The following is a 23,191-nucleotide window of genomic DNA, read 5'->3' as shown; positions in this document are numbered from 1 at the left end:
AGCCCCGGATCGGACCGGCGCCGCGTCGGTCTCAATGCGCGAACAAGACCGGCAGCTCGGCGGCGTTGATGATGTGGCGGGTGGCGCCGCCGAAGATCATCTGCCTGAGGCGGCTCTGGGTGTAGGCGCCTTTGATCATGAGATCGGCGCCGATCGCCTTCGCCTCGTCGAGGAAGGCTTCGCCGGGCGTGCGTCCCTTGGCGTTGACGTGGCGGGCGATCGCCGGGATGCCCTGGGCGGCGATGCTGCGGGCGAGCTCCTCGCTGCTCGGCCCTGGGGTCATGCCGGACTCGATGCTGACCACCTCCACCCGCTTGGCGCGCTTCAGGAACGAGTTCGCCAGCGCCACCGAGCGGGCGCTCTCGGTGGAGCCGTTCCAGGCGATGAGGATGATCTCGCCGACGCTGGTCCCCGGCTTGTCGGGGGCCATCAGCACCGGGCGTCCGCTCTCGAACAGCGCATCCTCGAGGGTGACCTCGGCCAAGGAGGTGAGCCGGGTCGGCCGCTCCACCACGATCAGATCGAAGACCCGGCCGAGCGCGCCCACCACGGTATTCTGCGGGCCGTCCTCTTCGCGCCATTCCGCCGAGGGGCCCTTGTGGCCCTCGCCCGCCGAGCCCACCGGCACGCCTTGCGCGGCCATGAAGGATTCGAAAGCCTGCCTTGCCTGGCGCCGCCGCTCCTCGCTCTCGCGTTCCAAGAGCCGGTCGGCCTCGACCGGCACCGAGCCGCCCATCTCCCCCCAGGGGATGACCACGGTCTCGACCGAGCGGGCGCCCAAACCAACGAGCCGGGCATCGAAGCGCCGCGCCACCAGGAGCGCGGTCGCGTAGACCGCAGCGGGGTTGTCGCTGGCCGCCGCCAAAATTCGTTTCATCGTCAGGCTCCCCCTGTCTATTCCCCGGATTGACCCCGAGTGTGTCCAGACGCCGACTAGAATAACCATGAATGCGGCATTGGTCACCGCATGGGATTGGTTCCGAAAACTGACCTAAAGATTTCCCTTGGCAACCGTTGACGACCGGGGCCGCGGTCCCCACGCTATAACTGTAGGCGTCGAGCCTGCCGGCCTGGGGGGAGCGGTCCCCCTGCTTGGCCCATGCGGGGCCAGGCTCGAAAGGGAGGGTGGATAAAACCATGACTCCACCGGAGGAGTCCTAGAGGCCAGCCGCCCGGGCTGCCACATCAGACGGGCCGCCACACCAGCGCCGCTGGCAAGACAATCTGGCGTCTTCAGATACTATTGGCCCGGTCATTGTACCGGGCGCGGAGCTCCGCTTCCGCAAACCGAAACCCCGCCCATCCCCGCCCTCGGGCGCCAGGGACAGTTGGCGGGGTTTCTCTATGCGGCGATTTCTGGAACACTCGGGCCCGCCGACCGACCGATCCCCGCCCCTGATAAGAGACTTCCATGCCTAAGCGCGTGCTTTCCGCTGCGATCATGCATGAGACCAACACCTTCAGCCGGGTCAAGACCGACATGGCGGCCTTCCGCCGCCGCACCTTCTATCTGGACAACGAGATCCCCCAGGCCTTCCGCGGCACCCGCTCGGCCTTCGGCGCCACCTTCGAGGCCGCCGACAAATATGGCTGGACGCTCGTCCATCCGATCTCCGCGTCGGCCAATCCTGCGGGCCTGGTCACCGATGCGGCGTTCGAGTCCATGACCAAATCGGTCCTGGATGCGATCCTGCGCCAGGGCCCGATCGACGGCATGCTGCTCCATCTGCACGGCGCCATGGTGACGGAGAGCCACGAGGACGGCGAAGGGGCGCTGCTCGAGCGCATACGCCAGAAGGTCGGCCCGGACATTCCGATCATCGTCACCCTCGATCTGCATGCGAACGTGACCGGGGCCATGTGCCGGCACGCGAACGCGCTCATCGCCTTTCGCACCTATCCGCATATCGATCAGTACGAGCGCGCCTGGCAGGGTGCGGATCTGCTCGAGCGCGCGATGCGGGGCGAGATCCGGCCGAAGACGGTGCTGGCGCGCCGGCCGATGCTGGAAGGTCTCGACCATGGCCGCACCCAGGGCGGCCCCATGGCCGAGCTCCTCAGCCGCGCCGACGCAATCGAGACCAAGGGCGATGCGCTGGTGGTCAGCATCTGCGCCGGCTTCACCGCCGCCGACATCCACGATGTCGGCCCGACGGTCACCGTCACCAGCAACGGCGCGGATCCGAAGGCTGAGAAGATCGCCGAGGAGTTCATGGACTATGCCTGGGCCGAGCGCGCCTACCGATCGATCAAGCTCCTACCGATCCCCGAGGTGATCCACCGCGCCCGGCAGGGCAAGCCCGGCGACAAGCCCTTGGTCATCGCCGACTACACCGACAATCCCGGCGGCGGCGGCTATGGCGACTCGACCGCGGTCCTGAAGGCGATGGTGGAGGCCGGCCTCAGGGGTGTGGGTTTCCATGCGATCTGCGATCCGGACGCGGTGCTGGCAGGCCAAGCCGCCGGCGTCGGCAAGACCGCGACCATCAAGCTCGGCGGCAAGGTCGACCCGGCGATGGGTGGGGGACCCGTCGAGCTCACGGGCGAGGTCGGGCTCATCGCCGATGGCAAGTACACCGCCTGGGGCCCGATGGGCGGCGGCGTCAAGCGCGACCATGGCTTGACCATGGTATTCCGCCTCGGCGGCTTGGACGGCATCGAGATCGTGGTGGTGACCAACAACGCCCAGGCGACCGATCTGGCGCAGTTCACCGCCTTCGGCATCGATCCCGCACGCAAGCAGACGGTGTTCGTGAAGTCGATGCACCACTTCCGCGCCGCCTTCCAGCCGATCGCGCGCGAGGTGATCCTGGTCGACTCGGGCTCGCTCTGCTCGGAGAACTACAAGGAAGGCGTCTACAAGCGCGTCCGCCACCCGATCTGGCCCATCGACAAGGTGGCGTAGGACAGGCGCGTGCCCGGCTCTGCATGCCCCCACCCCAACCCTCCCCCACCTGCGTGGGGGAGGGAGTGGTGGACATAGCCTTCTACCCCCTCCCCCGCGCTTTGCGTGGGGGAGGGCTGGGGTGGGGGCACATCGCAGGCTGCTGAGCAAAGCCTTGGCCTTCGGTTCTCAGTCTCCCTTCCAAATGCTCGGCCAGAAGCACCACAGCGCGAGTCTCGGCGCCGGATGCGCGGTGGAGCGCGATCTCGACCCGGGGCAGATCGGGAAATCCCTCCGTCGCAGCGAGGATCTTCAGCTTGGGCGACATCGTGCTCGCTTTGAACACGCCGACCGCCAGACCGGCGATGACGGCGGCTTCGACGGTGCCCAGGCTCGGGCTCATATAGGCGAGCCGCCAGGGCCGGCCGAGATCGTCCAAACCCTGGGTCGCCCAGCGCCGGAACAGGCAGCCCTGGGGCGAAAGTGCCAGCGGCAAGGGCGTGCGGTGCTCGAGCGCGTGCTTGGCCGATGTCGCCCAGACCGGCTGGTCTTCGCAGAGCACCGTGCCGCGGCCGCTGCCGGCCGGGTGCATGGCCAGCACCAGATCGAAGTCGCCGCCGAGGCGCTCCAGGAGCTGGAGGGTGAGGCCGGTATGCAGCTCGACCTCGATGCCGGGATGGGCTCGGGCGAAGGCAGCCAGCATCGGCGGCAGCAGACGGGTTGCATAATCGTCCATGGCGCCCAAGCGGACGCGTCCGGCGACCCGCTCCTCGGCCATCGCCGCCGCCGCCTCTTCGCCAAGGGCGAGGATGCGCCTGGCATATCCCAGCAGCCTCTCGCCTTCGCGCGTGATCTCGATGCTGCGGCCGTGGCGCCGGAACAAGACGGCGCCCAGGCCGGTTTCCAAACGCTTGATCTGCATGCTGACCGCCGATTGGGTGCGGTTCAGCTGCCGGGCGGCGCGGGTGAAGCTGCCGCTGCGGGCCACCGCCGCAAACACGCTCAAGAGCTCGCCGTCGAGCATGGCGCGGCGGATTGTTGCATCACGAAACATGATAGTAAATATAACAGATATTCTCTTTGTTGATCAAATGGCGTTCCCTAGCATTGCCGCATCATGCAGCGATCGGATCTCCTGGGCGTGCTGGCGGCGGTTCTCTCCAGCCTGATCGTCGGCAGCGCCGTCGCCGTCACCCGGTCGATTGCGGGCAGGGTCGATCCCTTGATGCTGGCGCTCATGCGCTACGGCATCGGCGCTGCCTGCTTGCTGCCCCTGGCGTTATGGCTGGACGGGCGGAGAGCGCTGCCGAAAGGCCGCGACTGGCTGGCGATGGCGGGCTTGGGCACGCTCTTTTGCGCGCTCTTTCCGCTCTTCTTCAACGCTTCGCTGGCGCGGACGACCGCCGCCCATGGGGCACTCGCCCTCTCCACCCTGCCGCTCCTCACCATGGCTCTTTCCGGCGCCGTCGGCGCCGAGCGCCTCGGCTGGACCAAGCTCCTCGGCGTCGCCATCGCCTTCGGCGGTGTGGCGCTGGCGCTCGGCGCCGGCATCGCCGGCAATGGCGCGACCTGGCAGGGCGACCTTCTGATGATCGGCGCTGCCGCCTCAGGTGCGATCTACAATGTCGCCTCGCGCGTCTATCTCAGGCGCTTTCCGGCGCTGGCATTCACCGGCTTCTGCCTCCTCGCCGGCACGCTTGTGCTCCTCATCCTCGGTTGGATCGGCGGCTGGCTCGCGGTCCCAGGGGAGCTCGGCACCGGCGGTTGGTCGGCGATCGCCTTCCTTGGCATCATCGGCTGCGCGCTCACCTTCTTCCTCTGGGTGTGGGCGCTCGAGCACACCACGCCCACGAGGGTTGCGATCAGCGTGACCGCCAACCCGATCGTCGCCACCTTCCTCGGTGCCGCGTTCCTGGGCGAGGAAGTGAGCTGGACCTTGGCGGCCGGTCTGGCGCTGGTGATCCTCGGCATCGGGTGCGCCGCGTGGAACCGGAGAGGCCACACCTGACCCGCATCAGGCGTTGTCAGCCTCCGGCTTCGGGCCGAGCCCTTTTCACTCTCCCGGATAGGCTGGCGCGCGGATCCGCGTCGGCCGGGCGGTTCGCGCGTCTTTTGTCGGCTTGCCTTCGGCCAGGAGCAGCTGGCGTTCGGGGGGAACATGGATCGTCACCGTGGTGCCGACGCCGAGCCGACTCTCGATCGAGAGTCGCCCGCCATGCCGCTCCACGATCATCTTGCTGATCGACAGCCCGAGGCCGCTGCCGCCGTGCCGCCGGCTGCAATAGGGGTCGATGCGCTGAAACGGCTCGAAGACATGCGGCAGACGCCGAGCGTCGATGCCGATGCCGGTGTCGACGACCGCGATCGCGAATTCCTTGCCGGGCATCACCGACGCCGACAGCGTCACCGTGCCGCCCGGCTCGGTGAATTTGACCGCGTTGTTGAGCAGGTTGAGGAGGACCTGCAGCAGCGCTCTGCGATCGGCACGCAACGGCGGCAGATCGGCAGCGGCGACCTATGAGCCAAGCGCCCGCATGCGCCGGAAGGCGAGCGCCTCCAGCTCTGTGGCCTTGATCCACGATCCCTTTGCCTCCGTGTAGGCACCGAGGTCGGTCGGATGCAGGTCACGGCAGCGCTGCTTCACCGCTTCGTATTCGCGCGCCTTGGCGGGGTGAAGCCTGAGATGGTCGCGAAATGCCAGATGTCGCTCGATCTCCGCAGAGTCTTGCGCAAAGCTGTGGAGATTGATGCGCCGGCGGCCGGTTTGCGGGTCCGCGAGTGTGCAATAGCGGCGCGTCGGGATGCCGTATTCGCCCCACCATTCATAGCCGAGGCGCCGCAACACCGGCTCGGCCGCATCCAGTATCGGGAGACTGACGAACTCCGGCATGAGGTCGAGAATGGGTTTCGCGGCGATGCCCGGAATGGCCGTCGAGCCGATATGGTGGACGACGATGAGGCGCTCGCCCAGGGCATCACCGAGCCGCTCAGCCTCGTGACGCGCCTGGATCTCCCATTCCGGCGAATGCGGCAACAGCTCGACGGGAAAGTCCAAAGGCGTCATGGCGACAGTCAGTAGCGAATGCCTCATGTTTGGGCAACGGCAGACCGGCCTCCGTCATCGATCCGTCGCCGAATTCGTCTCGACAGAGGCGCCGGTTCCTTGATCGAATGCGGACGGGACAAGCCCGGGAGTTTCCCCATGCGCTTCGGTTGGAGGCGGCTCGCACGAAAGACCGCGTTGGCGCTGGCGGCGCTTTGGTTCTTCTCCTCGCCGACCGCAGCGCTGGCCGGGGCCTGCGAGGAGCGGGTCGCCGCCACGCCGTTGCGTCTTGCCTCGGCCTCGGCCGATTGGGCCCAGCTCCTGAGCCAGGGCGAGGTCAGGATCTCCTTCCTCGGCCATGCGAGCTTCCTCATCGAGAGCCCGGGCGGTGTTGCCATCGTCACCGACTACAACGGCTTCAACCGGCCGCCCTTCACCCCCGACATCGTCACCATGAACATCGCGCACGCCACCCACAACACCAACCAAGTGGCGGGCATCCGCTTCCCCTTGAAGGGTTGGGACACCAATGGCGTGCCGGCGCATCACGATCTTGAATTCAGGGATGTGCGGGTCAGCAACCTGCCGACCAGCATCCGTGGTTTCGGCGGCGACACCCGCGTCAACGGCAATTCGATCTTCATCTTCAACGTGGCCGATCTCTGCATCGCCCATCTGGGCCATCTGCATCACACGCTGACGCCGGCCGATCTGCAGGTGCTGGGCCGCATCGATGTGCTGCTGGTGCCGGTCGACGGTGCCTGGACGATGAGCCAGGACGACATGATGGAGGTGATCCAGCAGATCAAGCCGAAGCTGATCATCCCCATGCACTTCTTCGGCACCAGCACGCTCGCGCGCTTCCTCGAGCGGATCGCCTTGCTGCATCCGGTCAAAATCTCGGAGGTGGCGAGCGTGGTCACCTCGCGGGCAAGATTACCCAACGAGCCGGAAGTGCTGGTGCTGCCGGGCTATTGAGCGCGTTGGACCGGGCTAAAATCTGAACTCGTATTCCAGGCGCCAGCGGGCCGCACCCTTCTCGGTCGCCGGGGTGAGACCGAAGAGGTACCCCACCTCGAATTTGAGCTTGCCGAATGGCAGCCCGTCATAGAGCCCCGCCGCCACCGGACCGATACGATGCTGCTGATCGGCCGGCTTGCCCGGACTATGGATGTCGGGAACCTCGCCATAGAGCTCGACCCCGGGCTCGAACAGCGGATGTAGGCGCAGCCTGGACTGCCAGGCATAGCTGAAGCCGGTGCGCTCGGTGCGGCCCTGGCCAACTTCCTTCTCGAACAGCAGGTTTGCGGTGTGCAGGCTGTCGCCCCACTCCTTCTCCACGAGCGGACCGAACTTGACCGAATCCGCCGAGCCGCGGATGGCGGCGCGCGAATACTCGGCAAAGAAGCCGAGATCCGCCCAGTATTGCCCCTGGGCCACGAGCTGGAACACGTTCTCCCAGGTGGTGGCGCTGTAGCGAAGGGTGCTGCCGGGATCGGCACCCCATTCGCCTTCGAGCTCGGTCTTCCAAAACTCGGTCACGCCATAGCCGATGGAGTTGGTGTAGCTCCGGGCGTTGTCCTTGCCCGAGTTGCTCTTGTCGAAGGTAACCGAGCCGTTGTGCTCGAGCTCGATCTCGCCTTGCTCGACGATCGGTGAGCGCACTTTGAAATCGGCGCTGGCCTCGGTCGCGACGGCGCCGAGGGAGACGCCGGCGACGAGCGTGCCGATCGCCGCATGCATGGCCGCACCGGGCGGACGCTTGCCGGCCTCCTGGCCATTGCGCCCGATCGTGCGCATGAGGAGAAGGATGATCGCGAGCGTCGCTGCATAGAACAGCACCTGCATGCCCGTCGGCTGCGAGACATAGCCGGTCAGGGTGTGCACCACGCGGCCGGGGATGCTGCGCTCATCCAGGATCGAGGACGTGTCCCAGACCGCCTCGCCCCAAGCCGGCAGCACATTCGCCTGGATCAGGAAATCGGCGGCTTGCGCCGCCATGCCGGCGGCGAGCATCAGGATGAGCGCGTTGGTCACGGTGAAGAGGTGGCGCATCGGGATCCTGAGAAGGCCGAAATAGAGCCCGGCGCCGAGGCCGGCGCCGAGCACGAGACCGATGAATCCGCCGGTCAGCATCATCGCTGCATCGGCACCTTCGCTGGTGGCGATGCTGTAGACGAAGAGCACTGTTTCCGAACCCTCGCGCAAGACCGCGACGCCGACCACGATCGCCAAGGCATAGAGCGGACGCGCGCCGGCGAGCACCGCCCGGCTCACCTCGCGCACTTGGTTCGCCAGCTCGCGGCCGTGACGCGCCATCCACACGTTGTGCCAGCCGAGCATCGCCACCGCGAGGAGCAGGATGCCGGCGTTCAACAGCTCCGGCCCCATGCCTTCGGCGGCTTGAGCGAGCCTGCCGGCGAAGAGGGCGGCCAAGCCGGCGCCGGCGAGCCCGCCCAGGATGCCCGTTCCGACCCAGAAGCCCCGACCGACGAGCCCCCGGCAGGCCGCCATGACGATGCTGACGACGAGGGCCGCCTCGATGACCTCGCGGAAGACGATGATGGCGGTGCCGAGCATGGATCCGCGCGCCTGCTACTTCACCACGACCCGGCCCTTGGCCGTCGCCGGGTTGAATTCGCCGATAAAGTTGTAGGTGCCGGCCTTCAGCGGCCCGATGAAGATCGTTCCCTCCTGCCCGGCCGGGATCACCTTCTCGCGGCGCAAATCCTTGCTGTCGAACTCCTCCGGCGTGGCGTCGGCGTTCTTGACCAGGAGCTTCACCTTGGTGTCGGCCGGAATGATGATTTCCGTCGGCTCGAACTGGTGGTTCTTGATCGTCAGCATGAAGACAGGCTCATCGGCCGATGCGGCAACGCCCCCCAGCACGATCACCAGCACCGCCAGGGCCGAAAACCACAGCTTCAACAAGCTCACCCCATCCTCCTGCGACTGCGACTGACTTGCATTATTAGACAACGGCCCGAGCTAAATGCAAGCGACTTGCAATTGCAAGGAGATTTGCACGGCGAACCCTTGCTCGCGCGCCCCCCAAGGGTAGGAAAACGGCGGGCGCCTGGGCACCGGCGGCACTGCCACGAGGATCCGACAGGCGCCCGAATCCGCCATATACAGCAATCGGTTGCCGTGTCCGCCGAAGGCGCAGTCGGTGACCCAGGCAACCGCCGGCGGCGTGGTCAGGTGCGGCGCGATGCCGCGGCGATCGCAGCGCCAGACGCCGAGCCCGAAACGGCCGGCCTCCCTCCCTTCCCCGGCGGAGCGCCCCTCACCACCGATCGCGGCGCCGGCGCTCGGCAAACGCCAGGCCGATCAGCGCCAAAGACGCGAAAACGGCACCGCCGAGAAACGTCGCGGCGGGACCGTAAAGATCCCAGAACAGCCCGGCCAAGCCGCTTGCCAGCAGCAGCGCCACGCTGGAGACCAGGCTCAAGACACCGAAGGCCGTGGCCCGGAGACGCTCGGGGCTCGAGTCCGCCACCATGGTCGAAATGAGCCCCTGGGTCAGGCCCATATGCAGGCCCCAGAGCAGGACGCCGAGGAAAGTCCAGGCGAGGCTGCCGCCAAATGCCAGCACAAGGTCCGCCAGGATCAAGACGGCAAACCCGGCGAACAACAGTCCGGTCCGGCCGATCCGATCGGACAACCGGCCAACCGGATAGGCAGACGGCGCGTAGACGAGATTCATCGCCACGAACACCAGCGGCAGCATGGCGTCGGCAAGGCCGAAGCTCTGGGCGCGCAGGAGGAGGAAGGCTTCGCTGAAGCGCGCCAAGGTCATGACCGTGCCGATCGCCAAGAGCCACCAATAGCGCTCGCCCATGGAAGCGAGATCAGCGAGCCGGATTGGCGCCGGCGCGGCGCCGGATGCCAAGGGCGGCCGAGCGGGCTCGCTCACGCCGAACACCAAAGTCAGCACGCACAAGAGCGCCGGCACCGAGGCCCACCAATAGACCTGGCGGATGTCGCCCTCGAGCCAAAGCATGAGCAGGATCGCCATGAGCGGGCCGATGAAGGCGCCGATATTGTCCAAGGATTGGCGGAGCCCGTAGCTGGCGCCGCGCAAGTCGGGGGGCGCCAAATCGCCGACCATGGCATCGCGCGGCGCGCCCCGGAGACCCTTGCCGAAGCGGTCGACGAGCCGTGCGGCCAGCAACCATTCGAGGCTGGTCGCCAGCGGAAAGAACGGCTTGGTCAGCGCCCCCAAGCCGTAGCCGATGACGGTCAAGGGCTTCCGCTTGCCGCTCGCATCGCTGAGCCAGCCCGAAAACACCTTGGCGACGGCGACGATCGCCTCGGTCGCCCCTTCGATCAGCCCGACCGACAGGAGGCTGGCACCCAGAACCGAGACCATGAAGATCGGCATCAGGCTGTGAATGAGCTCGCTCGACATGTCCATGAACAGGCTGACGAAACCGAGTGCCCAGACGCCCCGCGGGATATCGCGCAAGCCGCGGGAAAGCTCGGCCGGGCTCGATGCGACCTCACCCGCGGCCATGGGTGCGCGCTCCCACGTCATGCGTGGCCATCCAAGAGACCGGTGGCGAAGCGGTACCTTGCACTCATACCCGGGGATCCTCCATAGAGGGACAAGGCACTATGCCGGCACCCTGTCGGTCTCCGCTCGACGCATCCTAAAGACGAATCCCGTAGGTGAACCAATGGATCTTGCGACCCGCACCGCGCTCGCGATGCCGAAGGAAAAGCTGGGCCAAGGCTCGAGCATCGGCTTGCGCGTGGTGGCCACCGCCGACCAGGTCATCCAGGCCTTCGCCGATGCGCTGTTCAGCGAGTATCGGGCGGCGAAGCAAGCGGGCCGCGATAAGGTCGTCTTCATCGTGCCGGTCGGACCGGTCGGCCAATACGACCGCTTCGCCAAGCGTTGCAACGACGAGCGCCAAAGCCTCGCCGATCTCGTCATCATCAACATGGACGAGTATCTGACCCCGGACGGCAAGGCGCTGATCCCGACCGACGATCCCTTGAGCTTCCGCCGGCACATGCAGGACCATTTCTACGGGCTCATCGAACCGACCTTGTCGCCGCCAGCCAGCCAATGCGTGTGGCCGGATCCGAAGGAACCAGCGGCGATCGGCCGCATGATCGAAGGGCTGGGCGGCGTCGATGTCTGCTTCGCCGGGGTCGGCATCAACGGCCACATCGCCTTCAACGATCCGCCGGAGCCGGGCGAGAGCATCCAGCTCGAGGATTTCGCCCGCCTCTCCACGCGGGTCGTCAAGCTTAGCCGCGAGACCAGGCTCATCAACGCCATCAATGCCTGCCGCGGCAATGTCGACCGGTTGCCGCCGCTGGCGGTGACCGTCGGCATGCGGGAGATCCTGGCTTCCCGCAAGCTCCGGCTCTATATGCGGCGCGACTACCAGGCGGCGATATTGCGCCGGATGCTGCACGGGCCGGTCAGCGCCGCCGTGCCGGCTTCGCTGGTGCAGCGCCACCAAGACGCCGAGGTGACCGCGGCATCCTATGTGACGGACGTGCCGGAGCCGACGCTGAGCTGAGGCGGGCGGAGGGGGGTCTCGGACCGGCTAGTGTCCTGATGGAGACGTTCGTCGGATAAGGCAGCACCTGCATGCCGGGTGTGCGTCCTTCGACGGGCCCAGGATGAGAGGGATTTGTGCGTGGCACAAAGATCGAAATGGCAGAAAGAACAGCCTCATGCTGAGCTTGTCGGAGCACGCACGGCAGTGATCCAAGCCTTCGTCACGACTGACGAACGTCCCGATCAGGCTATTAAAGTCCGACGGTCGACCGGTCGATCTCGTTCATGACGATGCAGAGCGCATCGAAGGCCTCGATCCGGGCGCCGGTGTGCACCGCCCACAGGCAGCCGGAGCGGGGATAGCGCATCACCGTCGGCGGTCGCGCCGGATCCTCGAAATCATAGATGCGGCCCGCCTCCTCGCCCTCCTCGATCCAATCGCCGCCATTGTGGAAGGCGTGGAACAGCCCGCCATGGGGTGCGTAGACGATGGCCTTGGCCGGGTCCGGCACGCCCATGAGCCGGGTCGGGGCATCGGGCTTCTCAATTACGCCCTCGATCACCCGGTGCAGCTTCAGGATGTTGCGCAAGCCCCGCTCGACCATGGCGAGCGCCGCGTTGCCGATGCGCGCCAGCCCGCCGAACTCCGAGCTCAAGGCGGGCACGCCGAGCTGGTCGGCGATGGTCATGAAGCTGTTGGTGTGATCGCTCTCGCGCAGGACCGCGTGGTAAGGCGCGCCCCAGGCAAGGCCTAGATCGATGTTGGCCCGCATCTGCTTTGGATCGTCGACGAAGTGCGAGCAAGTGTTGAAGCCGGTGTCGTGATAGGTGCCGCCGGTGTGGATGTCCATGTTGTAGTCGGTGATCGGCAACAGCACGCGCGTCACATAGTCCGCCAGCATTTCCGTGAAGCTGCCGTTGCGCTGGCCGGGGAAGACGCGATTCAGATCCTTGCCGTCGAACGGACAGAGCCGGTGCCCCACCTTGACCGCCGGCAGATCGAGGGAGGGAACGATGACGAGCCGCCCCTGAATGGAAGCCGCGTCGAGCTCGCGCGCGAGATTCATCAACGCCACCTGCCCCTCGTACTCGTCGCCATGGGTTCCTGCGGTCAACAGGAAGGTGGGTCCGGTGCCGTTCTTGATCACGACCACGGGGATGCCGATCACGCCCAAACCGGAATGGGTATGCGGCCGCGGCACGCGGATATGGCCGTAGTGCTTGCCGGTATGGTCGAAATCGATGTCGGCGCGCACGCGCGGCGGCTGGCTGTTGGTGTCCGGCAGGCTGCGCATGGGCTTACCTCGGTCGATCGGAGGGAGAACCCGTGAGGATGCCTCGCCCGGCCGCCCGACGCCAAGGGAATGGTGCGGCCGCTTCATTGGGTCCGCTTGCCGATGACCGTCCGGCATCGCACCATGCGAGGCTGCCGGCGGAGAGGCTGCAACGGGCGCGGGAGACGGCGATGGGTGTCATGCGGTTCGGCCTCATCGGCTTCGGCGCCTGGGGCAAATATCACGCTGAGGCGATCCTCAAGGCGCCAGCTGCCGAGCTGGCGGCGATCGCTTGCCAGAGCCAGGCGACGGAGGCGGCCGCGAGAGCGGCCTATCCCGGCCTTGCCGTCCATCGCGACTGGCGTCTTCTCCTCGCCGATCCCGGCATCGATGCGGTCGACATCGTGCTGCCGAACGATCTGCATGCCGAGGTCGGCGTCGCCGCGCTCGATTCCGGCAAGCATGTATTGCTGGCGAAGCCGATGGCGACCAGCCTCGCCGATTGCGACCGGCTGATCCAAGCCCGGCGCCGGAGCGGCAAGCAGCTCTCTATCGGCCACGAGTTCCGTATTTCCAGCCAATGGGGCCTGTTGAAGCACCTCCTGGAGTCGGGCGAGCTCGGCCGGCCGCTCTATGCCAATGTCAGCCTGTTTCGCTTTCCCTATCGGCTGGGCTCGGGTGGTTGGCGCCACGACCCCGGACGGGTCGGCTCCTGGATCCTGGAGGAGCCGGTGCACTTCTTCGACATGCTGATGTGGTATTTCGAGTCCTTGGGCGATCCTCACTCGGTGGTCGCCTTCGGCAATGCCAAGCCCCGCGACGACGGCAAGGGCGGGCGCGGCCGCTACGACAACTTCACGGCACTTCTGAGCTTTCCTCGGGGCGTGCATGCGGTGGTGACGCAGACGCTGGCCGGATTCGAGCACCACCACGTGGTGGAGATCGTCGGCAGCGAGGGTGCTGCCCGGACGTGGTGGTCCGGGGTCATGGACCGGACCCTCGAGCCCCGCCATGAGCTCAAGGTCAAGAGGCGCGGCCAGGACCAGGCCGAGACCATCCATCTGGAGAAATCGGGCGAGGTGTTCGAGCTGGAAGAGGAGATCCAGTTGACGGCGGAGGCGTTTGCGGCCGGACGGGCGCTGGTCAGCGCCGAGGAGGCAAGGAAGCGGATCGCCGTCTGCCTCGCCGCCGAAGAGTCGGTCGCCACCGGCCGCGCCCAGCCGCTCACATTCTAAAGACGCCGATTTGCCAGCACGACCGCGCTGCGGCAGGATCTGAGCCAATCAAGACAACATCAGGGAGGATGGCCATGAAGCGCAGAACTCTCCTCAAGGGTGCGGTCGGCACCGCCGCCGCGCTCTCGCTACCGCGTCTGGCGAAAGCGCAAAGTAAAAAGAAAATCAGCATCTTGACCTGGAACATCCCGGACCTGGAGGCGCTGATCAAGGACTGGATCGCCGAGTTCCGGACGATCCGCCCGGATGCGGAGGTGGAGTGGCTCGACAAGAAGGGGCCGGAGCTGCCGACCTTCTACCAGACCCAGCTCGTGGCCGGCACGCCGCCCGACATCATCAACACCCAAGGAGCGCTCTGGCTCGAATACGCCGCCAATGGGGCGCTCCTCGACATGACGCCGATGCTGGCCAAGGAGCCGGAGGTCAAGGCGCGGTTCAACGCCGACTATCTCTCCAATTGGGTCTATGAGGGGAAGAGCTTCATGCTTCCCTTCTATATCAGCAAGACGCTGCTGTTCTGGAACAAGACCATGTTCAAGGCGGCCGGGCTCGCGGGCCCGCCGCAATCCTTCGACGACATCCTTGGCTTCGCTCAGAAGATGGCGAAGGGCGAGAACACCGGCTTCGTCACCCTCAACTTCGATTGGCTGTATTGGCCGCTTTTCGCCATGAACGGCGTCGAGCTGATGACGCCCGACTTCAAGGCCGCGGCGTTCAACACGCCGAGGGCGATCGAGGTCTTGGAGCGGCTGGCCAAGGCGACGGATTCCGGCGGCATCAACAAGGTGTCCTGGACCGGACGCTGGGTGGAAAACAACGGCGCGTTCGCCGCCGGCAACGTCGGCATGCACCACGCCCACGCCCCGGCCTTCTTCTTCGTGCGCGGCCAAGGCAAATGGGTGAATGGCGATACTCTCGGCGTCTCCCACCTGCCGGGCGGCTACGCTACGCCCAACTCGCACGGGCTCGGCATCTCCAAAGGCTCGAAGAACCCGGAAGTGGCCTGGGAGTTCCTGAAGATGATCACCAACGAGAAATGGACGCTGCGCCTTGCCAGCGAGCGGAAAGTTCTGACGGCGCACGCGAAGTCGGACGCGAGCGTGCTCGAGAGCCTGAAGAAGGACGATCCCTTGGCCGAGGCGGTCTTGCGCACCCAGCTCGAGCACACCGACAAGCTCGTCGGCAATTGGCGCGTGCCCATCGACTCGCAGATCAAGGAAGCCTTCTATCCCGAGCTGCAGAACTGCCTCTTGGGCCGACGCTCCGCCAAGGACGCGCTCGCCGAAGCCGAGCGCAAGGTCAACCGGCTCCTGAAGCGCGGCTGAGGCGATTGCCGCACACGCTCTGTCGCATGCCCCCACCCCGGCCCTCCCCCACGCTGACGCGCGGGGGAGGGGGTAGAAGGATCGCTTGCTGCACCCTCCCCCAACTTGTTGGGGGAGGGATGGGGTGGGGGCAACGCGCGCGGAAGCCATGGCAAGCCTAGCCGGACTTGACCGCCGCCCCGGCTTCTTCGGGCGCGAGCAGGTGCGCCAGAGGGTGCTGATCTGGTGCTTTCTTGCCCCCTCGCTCCTGATCTTCCTCGCCTATCGCATTCTTCCACTCCTTTGGAATCTGCTGCTCTCCTTCGAGGAATGGTCGCCCTACCGGCCGGCGCGCTGGGCCGGGCTCGACAACTACCAGGAGATGCTGTTCTACGACGACGTGTTCTGGCAGGCCTTCTGGAACACCCTCATCTTCATGGCCTCGGCCCCGGTCGGAATAGCGTTTGCCCTCGGCATCGCCGTCCTGGTCGATGCCGACATCCGCGGCCGCGATGCCTATCGCACCATCGTCTTTCTGTCCTATCCGCTGATGACGGTCGCGGTCGGCATCATCTGGCGCTGGATGTATGACGAGCGGGTCGGGCTCATCAACTTCGTGCTGCGGGCGCTGGGACTCATCGGCGAGCCGATCGCCTTCCTGCAGTCCTTCGCCTGGTCCTTGCCGGCGGTGATCATCGCCAGCATCTGGCAGATCCTCGGATTCTACATGATCGTGCTGCTCTCGGGCCTGCAGAGCGTCCCGAGGGAGCTCTACGAGGCGGCCGCCATCGACGGCGCCGACGCCGGGGCGCGGTTCTGGCGCATCACGCTGCCGCTCCTCAGGCCGTCGATGTTCCTTTGCTTCGTCATCGGCATGCTCAACTCCTTCACCAGCTTCGATCTCGTCTACATCATGACCAATGGCGGCCCCGGTCACGCGACCGAGCTCTTGGTGACCTACATCTACAAGCTCGGCTTCGTGCAGACGAAGTTCGATACCGCCGCCGCGGTGACGGTGGTGTTGTTTCTCCTGTTGCTGGCGCTCACCTGGGCCGGCAATCGGGCGACCGGCGGCGATGCCGGCGCGGTTGAGAGGGGCTGAGCCGGCGCCCATGAAAGCGAGCCCGACATGGCCCATTCATCTCGTGCTCATTCTGGTGAGCGCGATCATGCTGCTGCCCTTCTATTGGGTCATCAAGACCAGCCTCACCGGCGACAACATCTTCGCCTATCCGCCCGCCGTCATCCCGAGGAATCTGCACCTCTTCTATTACGTCGACGTCTGGTACTTCATTCCGTTCCTGCGCTACTTCATGAACAGCATCATCGTATCCGGCCTGGCGGTCGCCGCCAATGTCATCCTGAACGCCATGGCGGGCTATGCGCTGACCTTGCCGTTCCAGGGCAAGGGGTTCGTCATCATGCTGTTTCTGTCCTGCATGATGATTCCGTTCCAGGCGACCATCATCCCGGCCTATCTCATCACCGGCTATCTAGGCCTCCTCAACAGCCATCTCGGCCTGGCGCTGCCGCTCTTCTCCACCATCGTGTGCATCTTCGTGTTCAAGGCGAGCTTCGATGCGGTGCCGCGCTCGCTCATCGATGCCGCCCGGATCGACGGGCTGGCGGAATGGCGGATCATCCAGAAGATCATGCTGCCCTTGTCCCGGGCGGCGATCGCCACCAACGTCATCCTCGCCTTCACCTGGTCGTGGAACAATTTCCTCTGGCCGTTGATCATCACCCGCGACGCCGATCTGCAGACCCTGCCGCTGGGCTTGGCCCGCTTCCTCTCCTATCACGAGGACACGACCGGCGCGCTCTACGCCTTCTGCATCATGGTGCTGGCGCCCGGCATCCTGCTCTTCCTCATGGCGCAGCGCGACTTCATCCACGGCCTCACCACCGGAGCGACCAGAGGATGAGACGGGATTGGCTCATCAATCGCTTCGTGCTGGTGCCAGGTGCTATCCTGATCGGCGCCTTCGCCTGGAACCTCTATGTCTCCTTCAACAATGGCGGGGTCATCCTGGGCCGGGTGATGGACGCCGCGGGCGGGCCGGTGGCCGGCGCCACGGTCACCTTGCTCGTCCTCAACGTCACCACTTACGCCGAAAAGGCCCGGACGACGACCGACGCGGGCGGTATTTTCCGCTTTGCCGACAACTCTTCCCACCACGTCCAGCTCATGGCCGATTCTCCCAGCGGCAGATCCGAGCGCCTGGATCTCCGGTTGTGGTTCCGGGGTCAGGATCGCACTCTGGCCGAACCTCTGGTACTGAAGCCGCCGGCATGAGAAGCCGCCTGCTTCAGAAGCCGACGGCTCGATGAGCCACGGCTTGATGATGCGATGGTGTAATGAATAGGTCACCGGACCGTCTCCGTTCCGTCACCGGCCGGGCGGCATGCTCCGGCCGCTTCCGAGGCGCCCACCGCAAAGGGACCAACGACCATGGCTAGACTCCTCCTCGGCCTTCTCCTGCTCGCGAGCCTCGCCTCGGGGTCTGCCGCCCGGGCCGGGTCGAGCCTCGTTCTCTACACCTCCCAGCCTGACCAGGACGCGGCCAGGACCGTGGCCGGGTTCAGGAAGCGGAATCCCGAGATCGAGGTCGACATCTTCCGCTCCGGCACCACCGAGGTGATGGCGAAGCTGCAGGCGGAGTTCGCCGCGGGCCAGCCGAAGCCCGATGTGGTGTTCATCGCCGATGCGGTCACCATGGAGCGGCTCAAGGCCGATGGCAGGCTCGAACCCTATGCGGCCGCCGATGTGAGCCAGCTGCCGCCCGGCAGCTACGATCCGCAGAAGACATACTTCGGCACCAAGCTCATCACCACCGGCATCATGATCAACACGGCGGCGCCGATGCGGCCGAAATCCTGGAACGATCTGTTGTGGCCGGAGGCGAAGAACCAGGTGATCCTGCCGAGCCCGCTCTACTCCGGCGCCGCCGCCATTCATATGGGAGCACTCGGCGCCGATCGCCGCATCGGTCCCGCCTTCTATGACGCGCTTGCCAAGAACGGCGCGATCGCGGCGCGCGGCAACGGCGCGGTAATGACCGCGGTCGCCGGCGGCCAGCGGTTCTACGGCGTCATCGTCGAGTTTATGGCATTGAACGCCAAGGCGAAGGGCTCGCCGGTCGACTTCATTTTTCCCGAAGAAGGCGTCTCCGCCGTGACCGAGCCCGTCGCCATGCTGAAGACCGCGCCCAATCCGGCCGCCGCGCGCGCCTTCATTGATTTCGTCTTGTCGAAGGAAGGTCAGGCTTTGGCCGCGAGCCAGGGCTACCTGCCGGCACGCCGCGACGTCGACCCGCCCACGGGCTTTCCCAAGGTCGACGAGGTCGAGCTGATGCCGGTCGACGTCCCCGACGTGATCGCCCATGACGAGGCGAACAAGCGGAGATTCGCCGATCTCTTCGGCGGATAGCTCCAGGCGCGCACCGTAAGGTCCCTCACCCCTCCCTGGAGGAGGGGGAGTCGGAAGGAGGTGAGCGGCTACTCCTGTTCCCTCTGCCATGGGGAGAGGGTTAGGGTGAAGGGAAACTTAGGGTCGTCGATCTGTCCCATCGGAATCCAATCTAGTGGACACAACCTGGAATCCCTGGCGCTTCGGGAGCGAGCGCTGGGTCTATGCCCTCCTCGTTGCGCTTGTCGCCGTCCTGTCGCTATGGCCGCTGCTCAGGCTGGCGCTCGAGGGAGTGGCGCCCGGCGGACGGCTCGATCTTGCGATCGTCGCCGGCGCCTTCGCCAGGCCGCAGACCTGGGTGGCACTCCGCCACACGCTCGCAACCGCGATCGCCGGCACGGTGCTGTCCCTTGCCATCGGCGGGACGATCGCGCTCACCATCGGCTTGACCGACATCCGCGGCAAGGCGCTGCTGGTGTTCGCCTTCATGCTGCCGCTCTTGATCGCTCCGCAAGTAACGGCGCTCGCCTGGCTGCAGGTCTTCGGGCCGTCGAGCCCGCTTTTGGCCGCAATCGGCATAGCACCGGCGCCGGGCTCGCCCAATCCGCTGCATGGGCCGGGCGGCATCGCGCTCCTCCTGGGGCTGCAGCACGCGCCCTTGGTGTTCTTGACCTTGCGCGCCGGATTGAGGGGCTTGCCCAGGGAGCTGATCGAGGCGGCGGAATCCGCCGGCGCCGGGCGCACGCGCATTCTAACAACCGTGATCCTGCCCCTGATGATGCCGAGCCTCGCCGCCGGCGCCATGCTGGCGTTGACCTCCGCCATCGGCAATTTCGGCATTCCGGCCCTTCTCGGCATCCCCGGCGGCTACACGGTGCTGACCACCCTCATCTATCAGCGCCTGGCCGGCTTCGGCCCGGCGGTGCTCTCGGAGGTCGCCGCCCTCTCCTTGCTCTTGGGCGGCATCGTCATTGCCGGAATCACGCTGCAAGGCTGGCTGCTCCGCGGCGAGGCCAGGCTCATCCCCGAGGGTGGGGCCCGCACGCTGTGGCCGCTCGGCCGCTGGCGCCGGCCGATCGAGGTCGCCTCATGGAGCTTCCTTGCCCTCGTCCTCGTCCTGCCGCTGGCCTCGCTGGTTGCGACCTCGCTGACGCCGGCCTACGGCGTCCGGCTCACCTGGAAAGGCTCCACTCTCGAGCACTATGCCTATGTGCTGTTCGAACATGGCGCCACCCGCCGCGCCTTCCGCAACAGCTTCGCCCTTGCCGCCGGCGCGGCTTTGGCGCTGATGGCGGTTTCTTCGCTCTTGGGCTATTTCATCGCCTGGCGCGGCAGCCGCCTCGCCCGGCTCACCGGTTACGTGGCCGATATTCCCTATGCGCTCCCGGGTGTCGTGCTCGCCGTCGCCATGATCCTCATTTTCCTGAAGCCGCTGCCGATCCTGGGCATCTCCCTCTACAACACCCTCTGGATCATCTTCGCGGCCTACCTCGCCCGCTTCCTGCCGATCGCCTTGCGCCCGGCGGTGGCGGGCTATCGCCAGCTCGACCGCGCGCTCGAAGAGGCGGCGGAGTCGGCCGGGGCCGGATTCTTCCGGCGCTGGCTGGAGGTGATCCTGCCCTTGGTGGCGCCCGCCGCCGCGGCCGGTGCCATCCTCGTCTTCCTGATCTCCTTCAGCGAGCTCACCGTCTCGGCCCTGTTGTGGTCGGCCGGGGCTGAGACGGTGGGGGTCATCCTCTTCGCCTTGGAGCAGGGCGGGGACTCGGTCTCGGCCGCTGCCGTCGCCGTGCTCACCGTGATCGCCACCGTGGCCGCCATGGCCGCAGGCTGGTTCTTCTCGCGTCGCCTGCCGCCGGGGATCTTGCCATGGCAGGCTTGACCGTCGCCAAGGCCGCCAAGCGCTTCGGGGCGACCCAGGCGGTGGCCGATCTCGATCTGGATGTGGCCGACGGCGAGTTCGTGGCGATCCTGGGCCCCTCCGGCTGCGGCAAGACCACGCTCCTCCGGTTGATCGCCGGCTTCGAAGAGCTCGATGCCGGCGCCATTCACGTCGGCGCCACGCTGGTCTCCGGCCGGGGCCAGCACATGCCGGCGGAGCGGCGGCGCATCGGCGTCGTCTTCCAGTCGCACGCGCTCTGGCCGCACATGACGGTCGCCGGCAATGTCGGCTATCCGCTCCGCGTCCGGGGCGTCAACGGCGAGGAGTACCGGCGCCGCATCCACCAGAGCTTGGCCACCGTCGGCCTCTCCGGCCTCGAGGAGCGGCGGCCGGCTGAGCTCTCCGGCGGTCAACGCCAACGCGTGGCGCTGGCGCGCTGCCTCATCATGGAACCCTCGCTGGTGCTCCTGGACGAGCCCTTGGCGAGCCTCGATGTGCATCTCCGCATGGCGCTCCAGGACGAGTTCGCCTCGCTGCACAAGGCGACCCGGGCAACCATGATCTACATCACCCACGATCAGAGCGAGGCCATGGCGCTGGCGGATCGGATCGCGGTCATGGATGGCGGACGTCTCGTCCAGGTGGCATCGCCTGAGGGCCTTTACCGCGAGCCGGCGACGACCATGGTCGCGCGCTTCGTCGGCGGCGGCACGGTGGTGCCATCGCGCGTGTTGGAGCGGGAGCGCGCCGGACAGGTCACGGTCGAGGCCTTCGGCAAGCAGATCCAAGTACGCGCCGAGACCGGCCAAGCCCCGGGCGCCGGCCCGCTTTGTCTTCGGCCGGAGAGCTTCAAGATCGTCGCGGCCGGGGCGGATTCGATTGCCGCCCGCGTGCACCGGGTCATCTATCGAGGCGGGAGCGTGCTGGTCGAGGCGATCGCCGATGGGCGCGCCGAGATGCCGCTCTGGGTCGCTCTGCCCGCCCACGAAGCACCCGCGGAGGGCACCAGCATGCAGCTCGCCGTGGTCGATGGCTGGGTCATCCCGGAGCGCCTCTTCGGTTAGTGGGAACCCATTCGGAATCAACAACGCTTGTTGGCGACAGAAGGAAATAGGAATGACCTCGAAGCGGGCCTACGCGGAAGACGCGCCCATCGGCGCCTCGACGATCGATCGTCTGCTGGAAGCGTGCAAACCCGGCCACACCCTGCCGCAGCCTTTCTATAACGATCGTCTTCTCTACGACTTCGATCTGCGCGCGATCTTCCACCGGCATTGGCTGCAGGCATGCCTGGAGATCGAGATTCCCGAACCCGGCGATTTCCTGACCATGATCGTCGGCACCTCGCCGATCGTCATCCTCCGCGACGAGGCGGGCCGCATCCGCGCTTTCTTCAATACCTGCCGCCATCGCGGCGCGCAGATCTGCCAGGAGGAGAAGGGCAGCCTCCGCCGACTGGTCTGTCCCTATCACCAATGGACCTACGATCTCGGCGGCAAGCTCGTCTATGCCGGTCGCATGCAGGAAAGCTTCGAGCCCGACCGCCACGGCCTGGTTCCGGTCGCGGCCGAGACGGTGGCGGGCGTGGTCTATGTCTCGCTCGCCCCCTCGCCGCCGGATTTGGCGCCGTTCCGAAGCGCCATCGAGAGGCTGCTGGCGCCCCACGATCTGCAGAACGCCAAGCTCGCCCACACCGCCACCCTGGTTGAGAAGGCGAACTGGAAGCTGGTCATGGAGAACGCGCGGGAGTGCTATCACTGCCCCGCCAAGCACCGGGAGCTGGTGCGCAGCTTTCCCGCCCGCGGCGTCGACGGCGATGATGCGGAGCGCGAGGCGAGACGTCGGGAGTTCGCGGCGCGCTGCGAAGCTGAAGGACTGCCCTCGGGGCCGGTGAGCGGCGCGTTCTGGGAAGCCTCGCGCTTTCCGCTGCTGGGGGACGCCAAATCCATCACCATGGATGGAAGTCCCGCCGTGGCAAAGCCCCTCGGCCGGACCGGCGACGGCGACGTCGGCTCCATGCGCTGGGCGATGCAGCCGAATTGCTTCAATCACGCGGTGGGCGACTATGTCTTCTTCTTCCAGGCGCTGCCGACCGCGCCCGAGGAGACGGTGGTAACGGCCAAATGGGTCGTCAACAAGGACGCCGTCGAAGGCGTGGACTACGACCTCGCCAAGCTGATCGAGGTCTGGGACAAGACCAATCTGCAGGACCGCTGGCTCGCCGAGAACAACCAGCGCGGCGTCAACGCCGCCTCCTACATCCCCGGTCCCTATTCCGAGCTAGCCGAACAGGGCGTCCTCAAATTCACCAACTGGTACAAGAACGCGGCGATCCAGTATCAGCGCGAGCGCTGATGGAGGCAGATCGGCATCGCATTCCTTCTCCCTCTCCCATAGGGAGAGGGCTGGGGTGAGGGGTGGCGATGGCCGCATGCTGTGCCTCACCGAGCGTCCCACCTACCGCTTCCCCTCACCCGCTCGGGATCGCTCGCGACCTCTCCCCATGGGCTATGGCGTTCACGGAAATGATTCCGTGGTGAATGCGAATCTGATTCAAAGGAGTAGGGCTGGTTTTGCCGGAGGCTTTGCCATGGCCTTTGGGGACGTTCGGGTTGCGGCACGGGCGGATTGGCTGATCGAGCGGG

Annotated in this window: 21 protein-coding genes; 13 read left to right on the top strand and 8 right to left on the bottom strand. The window is 66.3% G+C overall.

Annotation, left to right across the window (positions count from 1 at the left end):
- Positions 1 to 31: 31 nt before the first annotated feature.
- Positions 32 to 877: a universal stress protein gene (locus HY058_21760; GenBank protein ID MBI3499934.1), complete on the bottom strand. Its 846-nt coding sequence runs from the start codon at positions 875 to 877 to the stop codon at positions 32 to 34.
- Positions 878 to 1,411: 534 nt separating this feature from the next.
- Between HY058_21760 and HY058_21755 the strand changes: the two genes are divergently transcribed.
- On the top strand, positions 1,412 to 2,905 hold the full coding sequence (locus tag HY058_21755; GenBank protein ID MBI3499933.1) for a M81 family metallopeptidase: 1,494 nt from the start codon (positions 1,412 to 1,414) through the stop codon (positions 2,903 to 2,905).
- Positions 2,906 to 2,987: 82 nt separating this feature from the next.
- Here HY058_21755 and HY058_21750 read toward each other — a convergent pair whose 3' ends face one another.
- Positions 2,988 to 3,920 (bottom strand): LysR family transcriptional regulator, encoded by a 933-nt coding sequence (locus HY058_21750; protein ID MBI3499932.1) that lies wholly within the window; start codon positions 3,918 to 3,920, stop codon positions 2,988 to 2,990.
- A gap of 81 nt (positions 3,921 to 4,001) precedes the next feature.
- Here HY058_21750 and HY058_21745 point away from each other — a divergent pair, with 81 nt between their 5' ends.
- A complete protein-coding gene (locus HY058_21745) occupies positions 4,002 to 4,892 on the top strand; it encodes a DMT family transporter (protein MBI3499931.1) in 891 nt (296 codons plus the stop codon).
- 45 nt (positions 4,893 to 4,937) lie between these two features.
- On the opposite strand, the gene HY058_21740 is transcribed toward HY058_21745, so the two are convergent.
- Together HY058_21740 and HY058_21735 are read right to left on the bottom strand one after the other, a co-directional pair.
- Entirely contained in the window at positions 4,938 to 5,375 is a 438-nt protein-coding gene (locus tag HY058_21740; protein MBI3499930.1) for a hypothetical protein, read from the bottom strand.
- A 24-nt stretch (positions 5,376 to 5,399) separates the two neighbouring features.
- Positions 5,400 to 5,948: a GrpB family protein gene (locus HY058_21735; protein MBI3499929.1), complete on the bottom strand. Its 549-nt coding sequence runs from the start codon at positions 5,946 to 5,948 to the stop codon at positions 5,400 to 5,402.
- Between the two features lie 138 nt (positions 5,949 to 6,086).
- Between HY058_21735 and HY058_21730 the strand changes: the two genes are divergently transcribed.
- A complete protein-coding gene (locus HY058_21730) occupies positions 6,087 to 6,905 on the top strand; it encodes an MBL fold metallo-hydrolase (protein MBI3499928.1) in 819 nt (272 codons plus the stop codon).
- A 15-nt stretch (positions 6,906 to 6,920) separates the two neighbouring features.
- On the opposite strand, the gene HY058_21725 is transcribed toward HY058_21730, so the two are convergent.
- The 3 genes from HY058_21725 to HY058_21715 form a co-directional block, all read right to left on the bottom strand.
- Positions 6,921 to 8,507, bottom strand: coding sequence for an FTR1 family protein (locus HY058_21725; GenBank protein MBI3499927.1), 1,587 nt, complete (start codon positions 8,505 to 8,507; stop codon positions 6,921 to 6,923).
- 15 nt (positions 8,508 to 8,522) lie between these two features.
- Positions 8,523 to 8,858: a cupredoxin domain-containing protein gene (locus HY058_21720; GenBank protein ID MBI3499926.1), complete on the bottom strand. Its 336-nt coding sequence runs from the start codon at positions 8,856 to 8,858 to the stop codon at positions 8,523 to 8,525.
- Positions 8,859 to 9,213: 355 nt separating this feature from the next.
- On the bottom strand, positions 9,214 to 10,443 hold the full coding sequence (locus tag HY058_21715; protein ID MBI3499925.1) for an MFS transporter: 1,230 nt from the start codon (positions 10,441 to 10,443) through the stop codon (positions 9,214 to 9,216).
- 163 nt (positions 10,444 to 10,606) lie between these two features.
- Between HY058_21715 and HY058_21710 the strand changes: the two genes are divergently transcribed.
- Positions 10,607 to 11,464 (top strand): glucosamine-6-phosphate isomerase, encoded by an 858-nt coding sequence (locus HY058_21710; protein MBI3499924.1) that lies wholly within the window; start codon positions 10,607 to 10,609, stop codon positions 11,462 to 11,464.
- Between the two features lie 232 nt (positions 11,465 to 11,696).
- Here the strand turns inward: HY058_21710 and HY058_21705 are convergent, their stop codons facing one another.
- Entirely contained in the window at positions 11,697 to 12,740 is a 1,044-nt protein-coding gene (locus HY058_21705; GenBank protein MBI3499923.1) for a succinylglutamate desuccinylase/aspartoacylase family protein, read from the bottom strand.
- A 170-nt stretch (positions 12,741 to 12,910) separates the two neighbouring features.
- On the opposite strand from HY058_21705, the gene HY058_21700 reads away from it, so the two are divergent.
- The 9 genes from HY058_21700 (at position 12,911) to HY058_21660 (ending at position 22,901) form a co-directional block, all read left to right on the top strand.
- Entirely contained in the window at positions 12,911 to 13,954 is a 1,044-nt protein-coding gene (locus HY058_21700) for a Gfo/Idh/MocA family oxidoreductase (GenBank protein MBI3499922.1), read from the top strand.
- 74 nt (positions 13,955 to 14,028) lie between these two features.
- Positions 14,029 to 15,279: a sugar ABC transporter substrate-binding protein gene (locus tag HY058_21695; protein MBI3499921.1), complete on the top strand. Its 1,251-nt coding sequence runs from the start codon at positions 14,029 to 14,031 to the stop codon at positions 15,277 to 15,279.
- A 148-nt stretch (positions 15,280 to 15,427) separates the two neighbouring features.
- Positions 15,428 to 16,360, top strand: a complete 933-nt coding sequence (locus HY058_21690) for a sugar ABC transporter permease (protein ID MBI3499920.1) — start codon at positions 15,428 to 15,430, stop codon at positions 16,358 to 16,360.
- Positions 16,361 to 16,370: 10 nt separating this feature from the next.
- Positions 16,371 to 17,183, top strand: a complete 813-nt coding sequence (locus tag HY058_21685) for a carbohydrate ABC transporter permease (GenBank protein ID MBI3499919.1) — start codon at positions 16,371 to 16,373, stop codon at positions 17,181 to 17,183.
- Positions 17,180 to 17,554: a carboxypeptidase regulatory-like domain-containing protein gene (locus HY058_21680; protein ID MBI3499918.1), complete on the top strand. Its 375-nt coding sequence runs from the start codon at positions 17,180 to 17,182 to the stop codon at positions 17,552 to 17,554. The genes HY058_21685 and HY058_21680 overlap by 4 nt, the downstream gene beginning before the upstream one ends.
- A gap of 156 nt (positions 17,555 to 17,710) precedes the next feature.
- Positions 17,711 to 18,688, top strand: coding sequence for an ABC transporter substrate-binding protein (locus HY058_21675; protein ID MBI3499917.1), 978 nt, complete (start codon positions 17,711 to 17,713; stop codon positions 18,686 to 18,688).
- A 232-nt stretch (positions 18,689 to 18,920) separates the two neighbouring features.
- The gene (locus HY058_21670) at positions 18,921 to 20,546 is read left to right on the top strand and encodes an iron ABC transporter permease (protein ID MBI3499916.1); all 1,626 of its coding nucleotides are present in this window, start codon (positions 18,921 to 18,923) and stop codon (positions 20,544 to 20,546) included.
- Positions 20,534 to 21,610: an ABC transporter ATP-binding protein gene (locus HY058_21665; GenBank protein MBI3499915.1), complete on the top strand. Its 1,077-nt coding sequence runs from the start codon at positions 20,534 to 20,536 to the stop codon at positions 21,608 to 21,610. Before HY058_21670 ends, HY058_21665 begins: the two co-directional genes overlap by 13 nt.
- A 52-nt stretch (positions 21,611 to 21,662) precedes the next feature.
- Entirely contained in the window at positions 21,663 to 22,901 is a 1,239-nt protein-coding gene (locus HY058_21660; GenBank protein MBI3499914.1) for an aromatic ring-hydroxylating dioxygenase subunit alpha, read from the top strand.
- The last annotated feature ends 290 nt before the right edge of the window (positions 22,902 to 23,191 follow it).

The sequence above is a fragment of the Pseudomonadota bacterium genome, from assembly GCA_016195085.1.
Classification (GTDB): Bacteria; Pseudomonadota; Alphaproteobacteria; order SHVZ01; family SHVZ01; genus JACQAG01.
This window is presented reverse-complemented; position numbering and strand designations above follow the sequence as displayed.

Coding starts and splice junctions, on each gene's coding strand:
- HY058_21710 (MBI3499924.1), top strand. CDS start 10,607: ATGGATCTTGCGACCCGCACCGCGCTCGCGATGCCGAAGGAAAAGCTG.
- HY058_21760 (MBI3499934.1), bottom strand. CDS start 877: ATGAAACGAATTTTGGCGGCGGCCAGCGACAACCCCGCTGCGGTCTAC.
- HY058_21725 (MBI3499927.1), bottom strand. CDS start 8,507: ATGCTCGGCACCGCCATCATCGTCTTCCGCGAGGTCATCGAGGCGGCC.
- HY058_21675 (MBI3499917.1), top strand. CDS start 17,711: ATGGCTAGACTCCTCCTCGGCCTTCTCCTGCTCGCGAGCCTCGCCTCG.
- HY058_21660 (MBI3499914.1), top strand. CDS start 21,663: ATGACCTCGAAGCGGGCCTACGCGGAAGACGCGCCCATCGGCGCCTCG.
- HY058_21730 (MBI3499928.1), top strand. CDS start 6,087: ATGCGCTTCGGTTGGAGGCGGCTCGCACGAAAGACCGCGTTGGCGCTG.
- HY058_21690 (MBI3499920.1), top strand. CDS start 15,428: ATGGCAAGCCTAGCCGGACTTGACCGCCGCCCCGGCTTCTTCGGGCGC.
- HY058_21680 (MBI3499918.1), top strand. CDS start 17,180: ATGAGACGGGATTGGCTCATCAATCGCTTCGTGCTGGTGCCAGGTGCT.
- HY058_21755 (MBI3499933.1), top strand. CDS start 1,412: ATGCCTAAGCGCGTGCTTTCCGCTGCGATCATGCATGAGACCAACACC.
- HY058_21695 (MBI3499921.1), top strand. CDS start 14,029: ATGAAGCGCAGAACTCTCCTCAAGGGTGCGGTCGGCACCGCCGCCGCG.
- HY058_21700 (MBI3499922.1), top strand. CDS start 12,911: ATGGGTGTCATGCGGTTCGGCCTCATCGGCTTCGGCGCCTGGGGCAAA.
- HY058_21665 (MBI3499915.1), top strand. CDS start 20,534: ATGGCAGGCTTGACCGTCGCCAAGGCCGCCAAGCGCTTCGGGGCGACC.
- HY058_21735 (MBI3499929.1), bottom strand. CDS start 5,948: ATGACGCCTTTGGACTTTCCCGTCGAGCTGTTGCCGCATTCGCCGGAA.
- HY058_21705 (MBI3499923.1), bottom strand. CDS start 12,740: ATGCGCAGCCTGCCGGACACCAACAGCCAGCCGCCGCGCGTGCGCGCC.
- HY058_21685 (MBI3499919.1), top strand. CDS start 16,371: ATGAAAGCGAGCCCGACATGGCCCATTCATCTCGTGCTCATTCTGGTG.
- HY058_21715 (MBI3499925.1), bottom strand. CDS start 10,443: ATGGCCGCGGGTGAGGTCGCATCGAGCCCGGCCGAGCTTTCCCGCGGC.
- HY058_21745 (MBI3499931.1), top strand. CDS start 4,002: ATGCAGCGATCGGATCTCCTGGGCGTGCTGGCGGCGGTTCTCTCCAGC.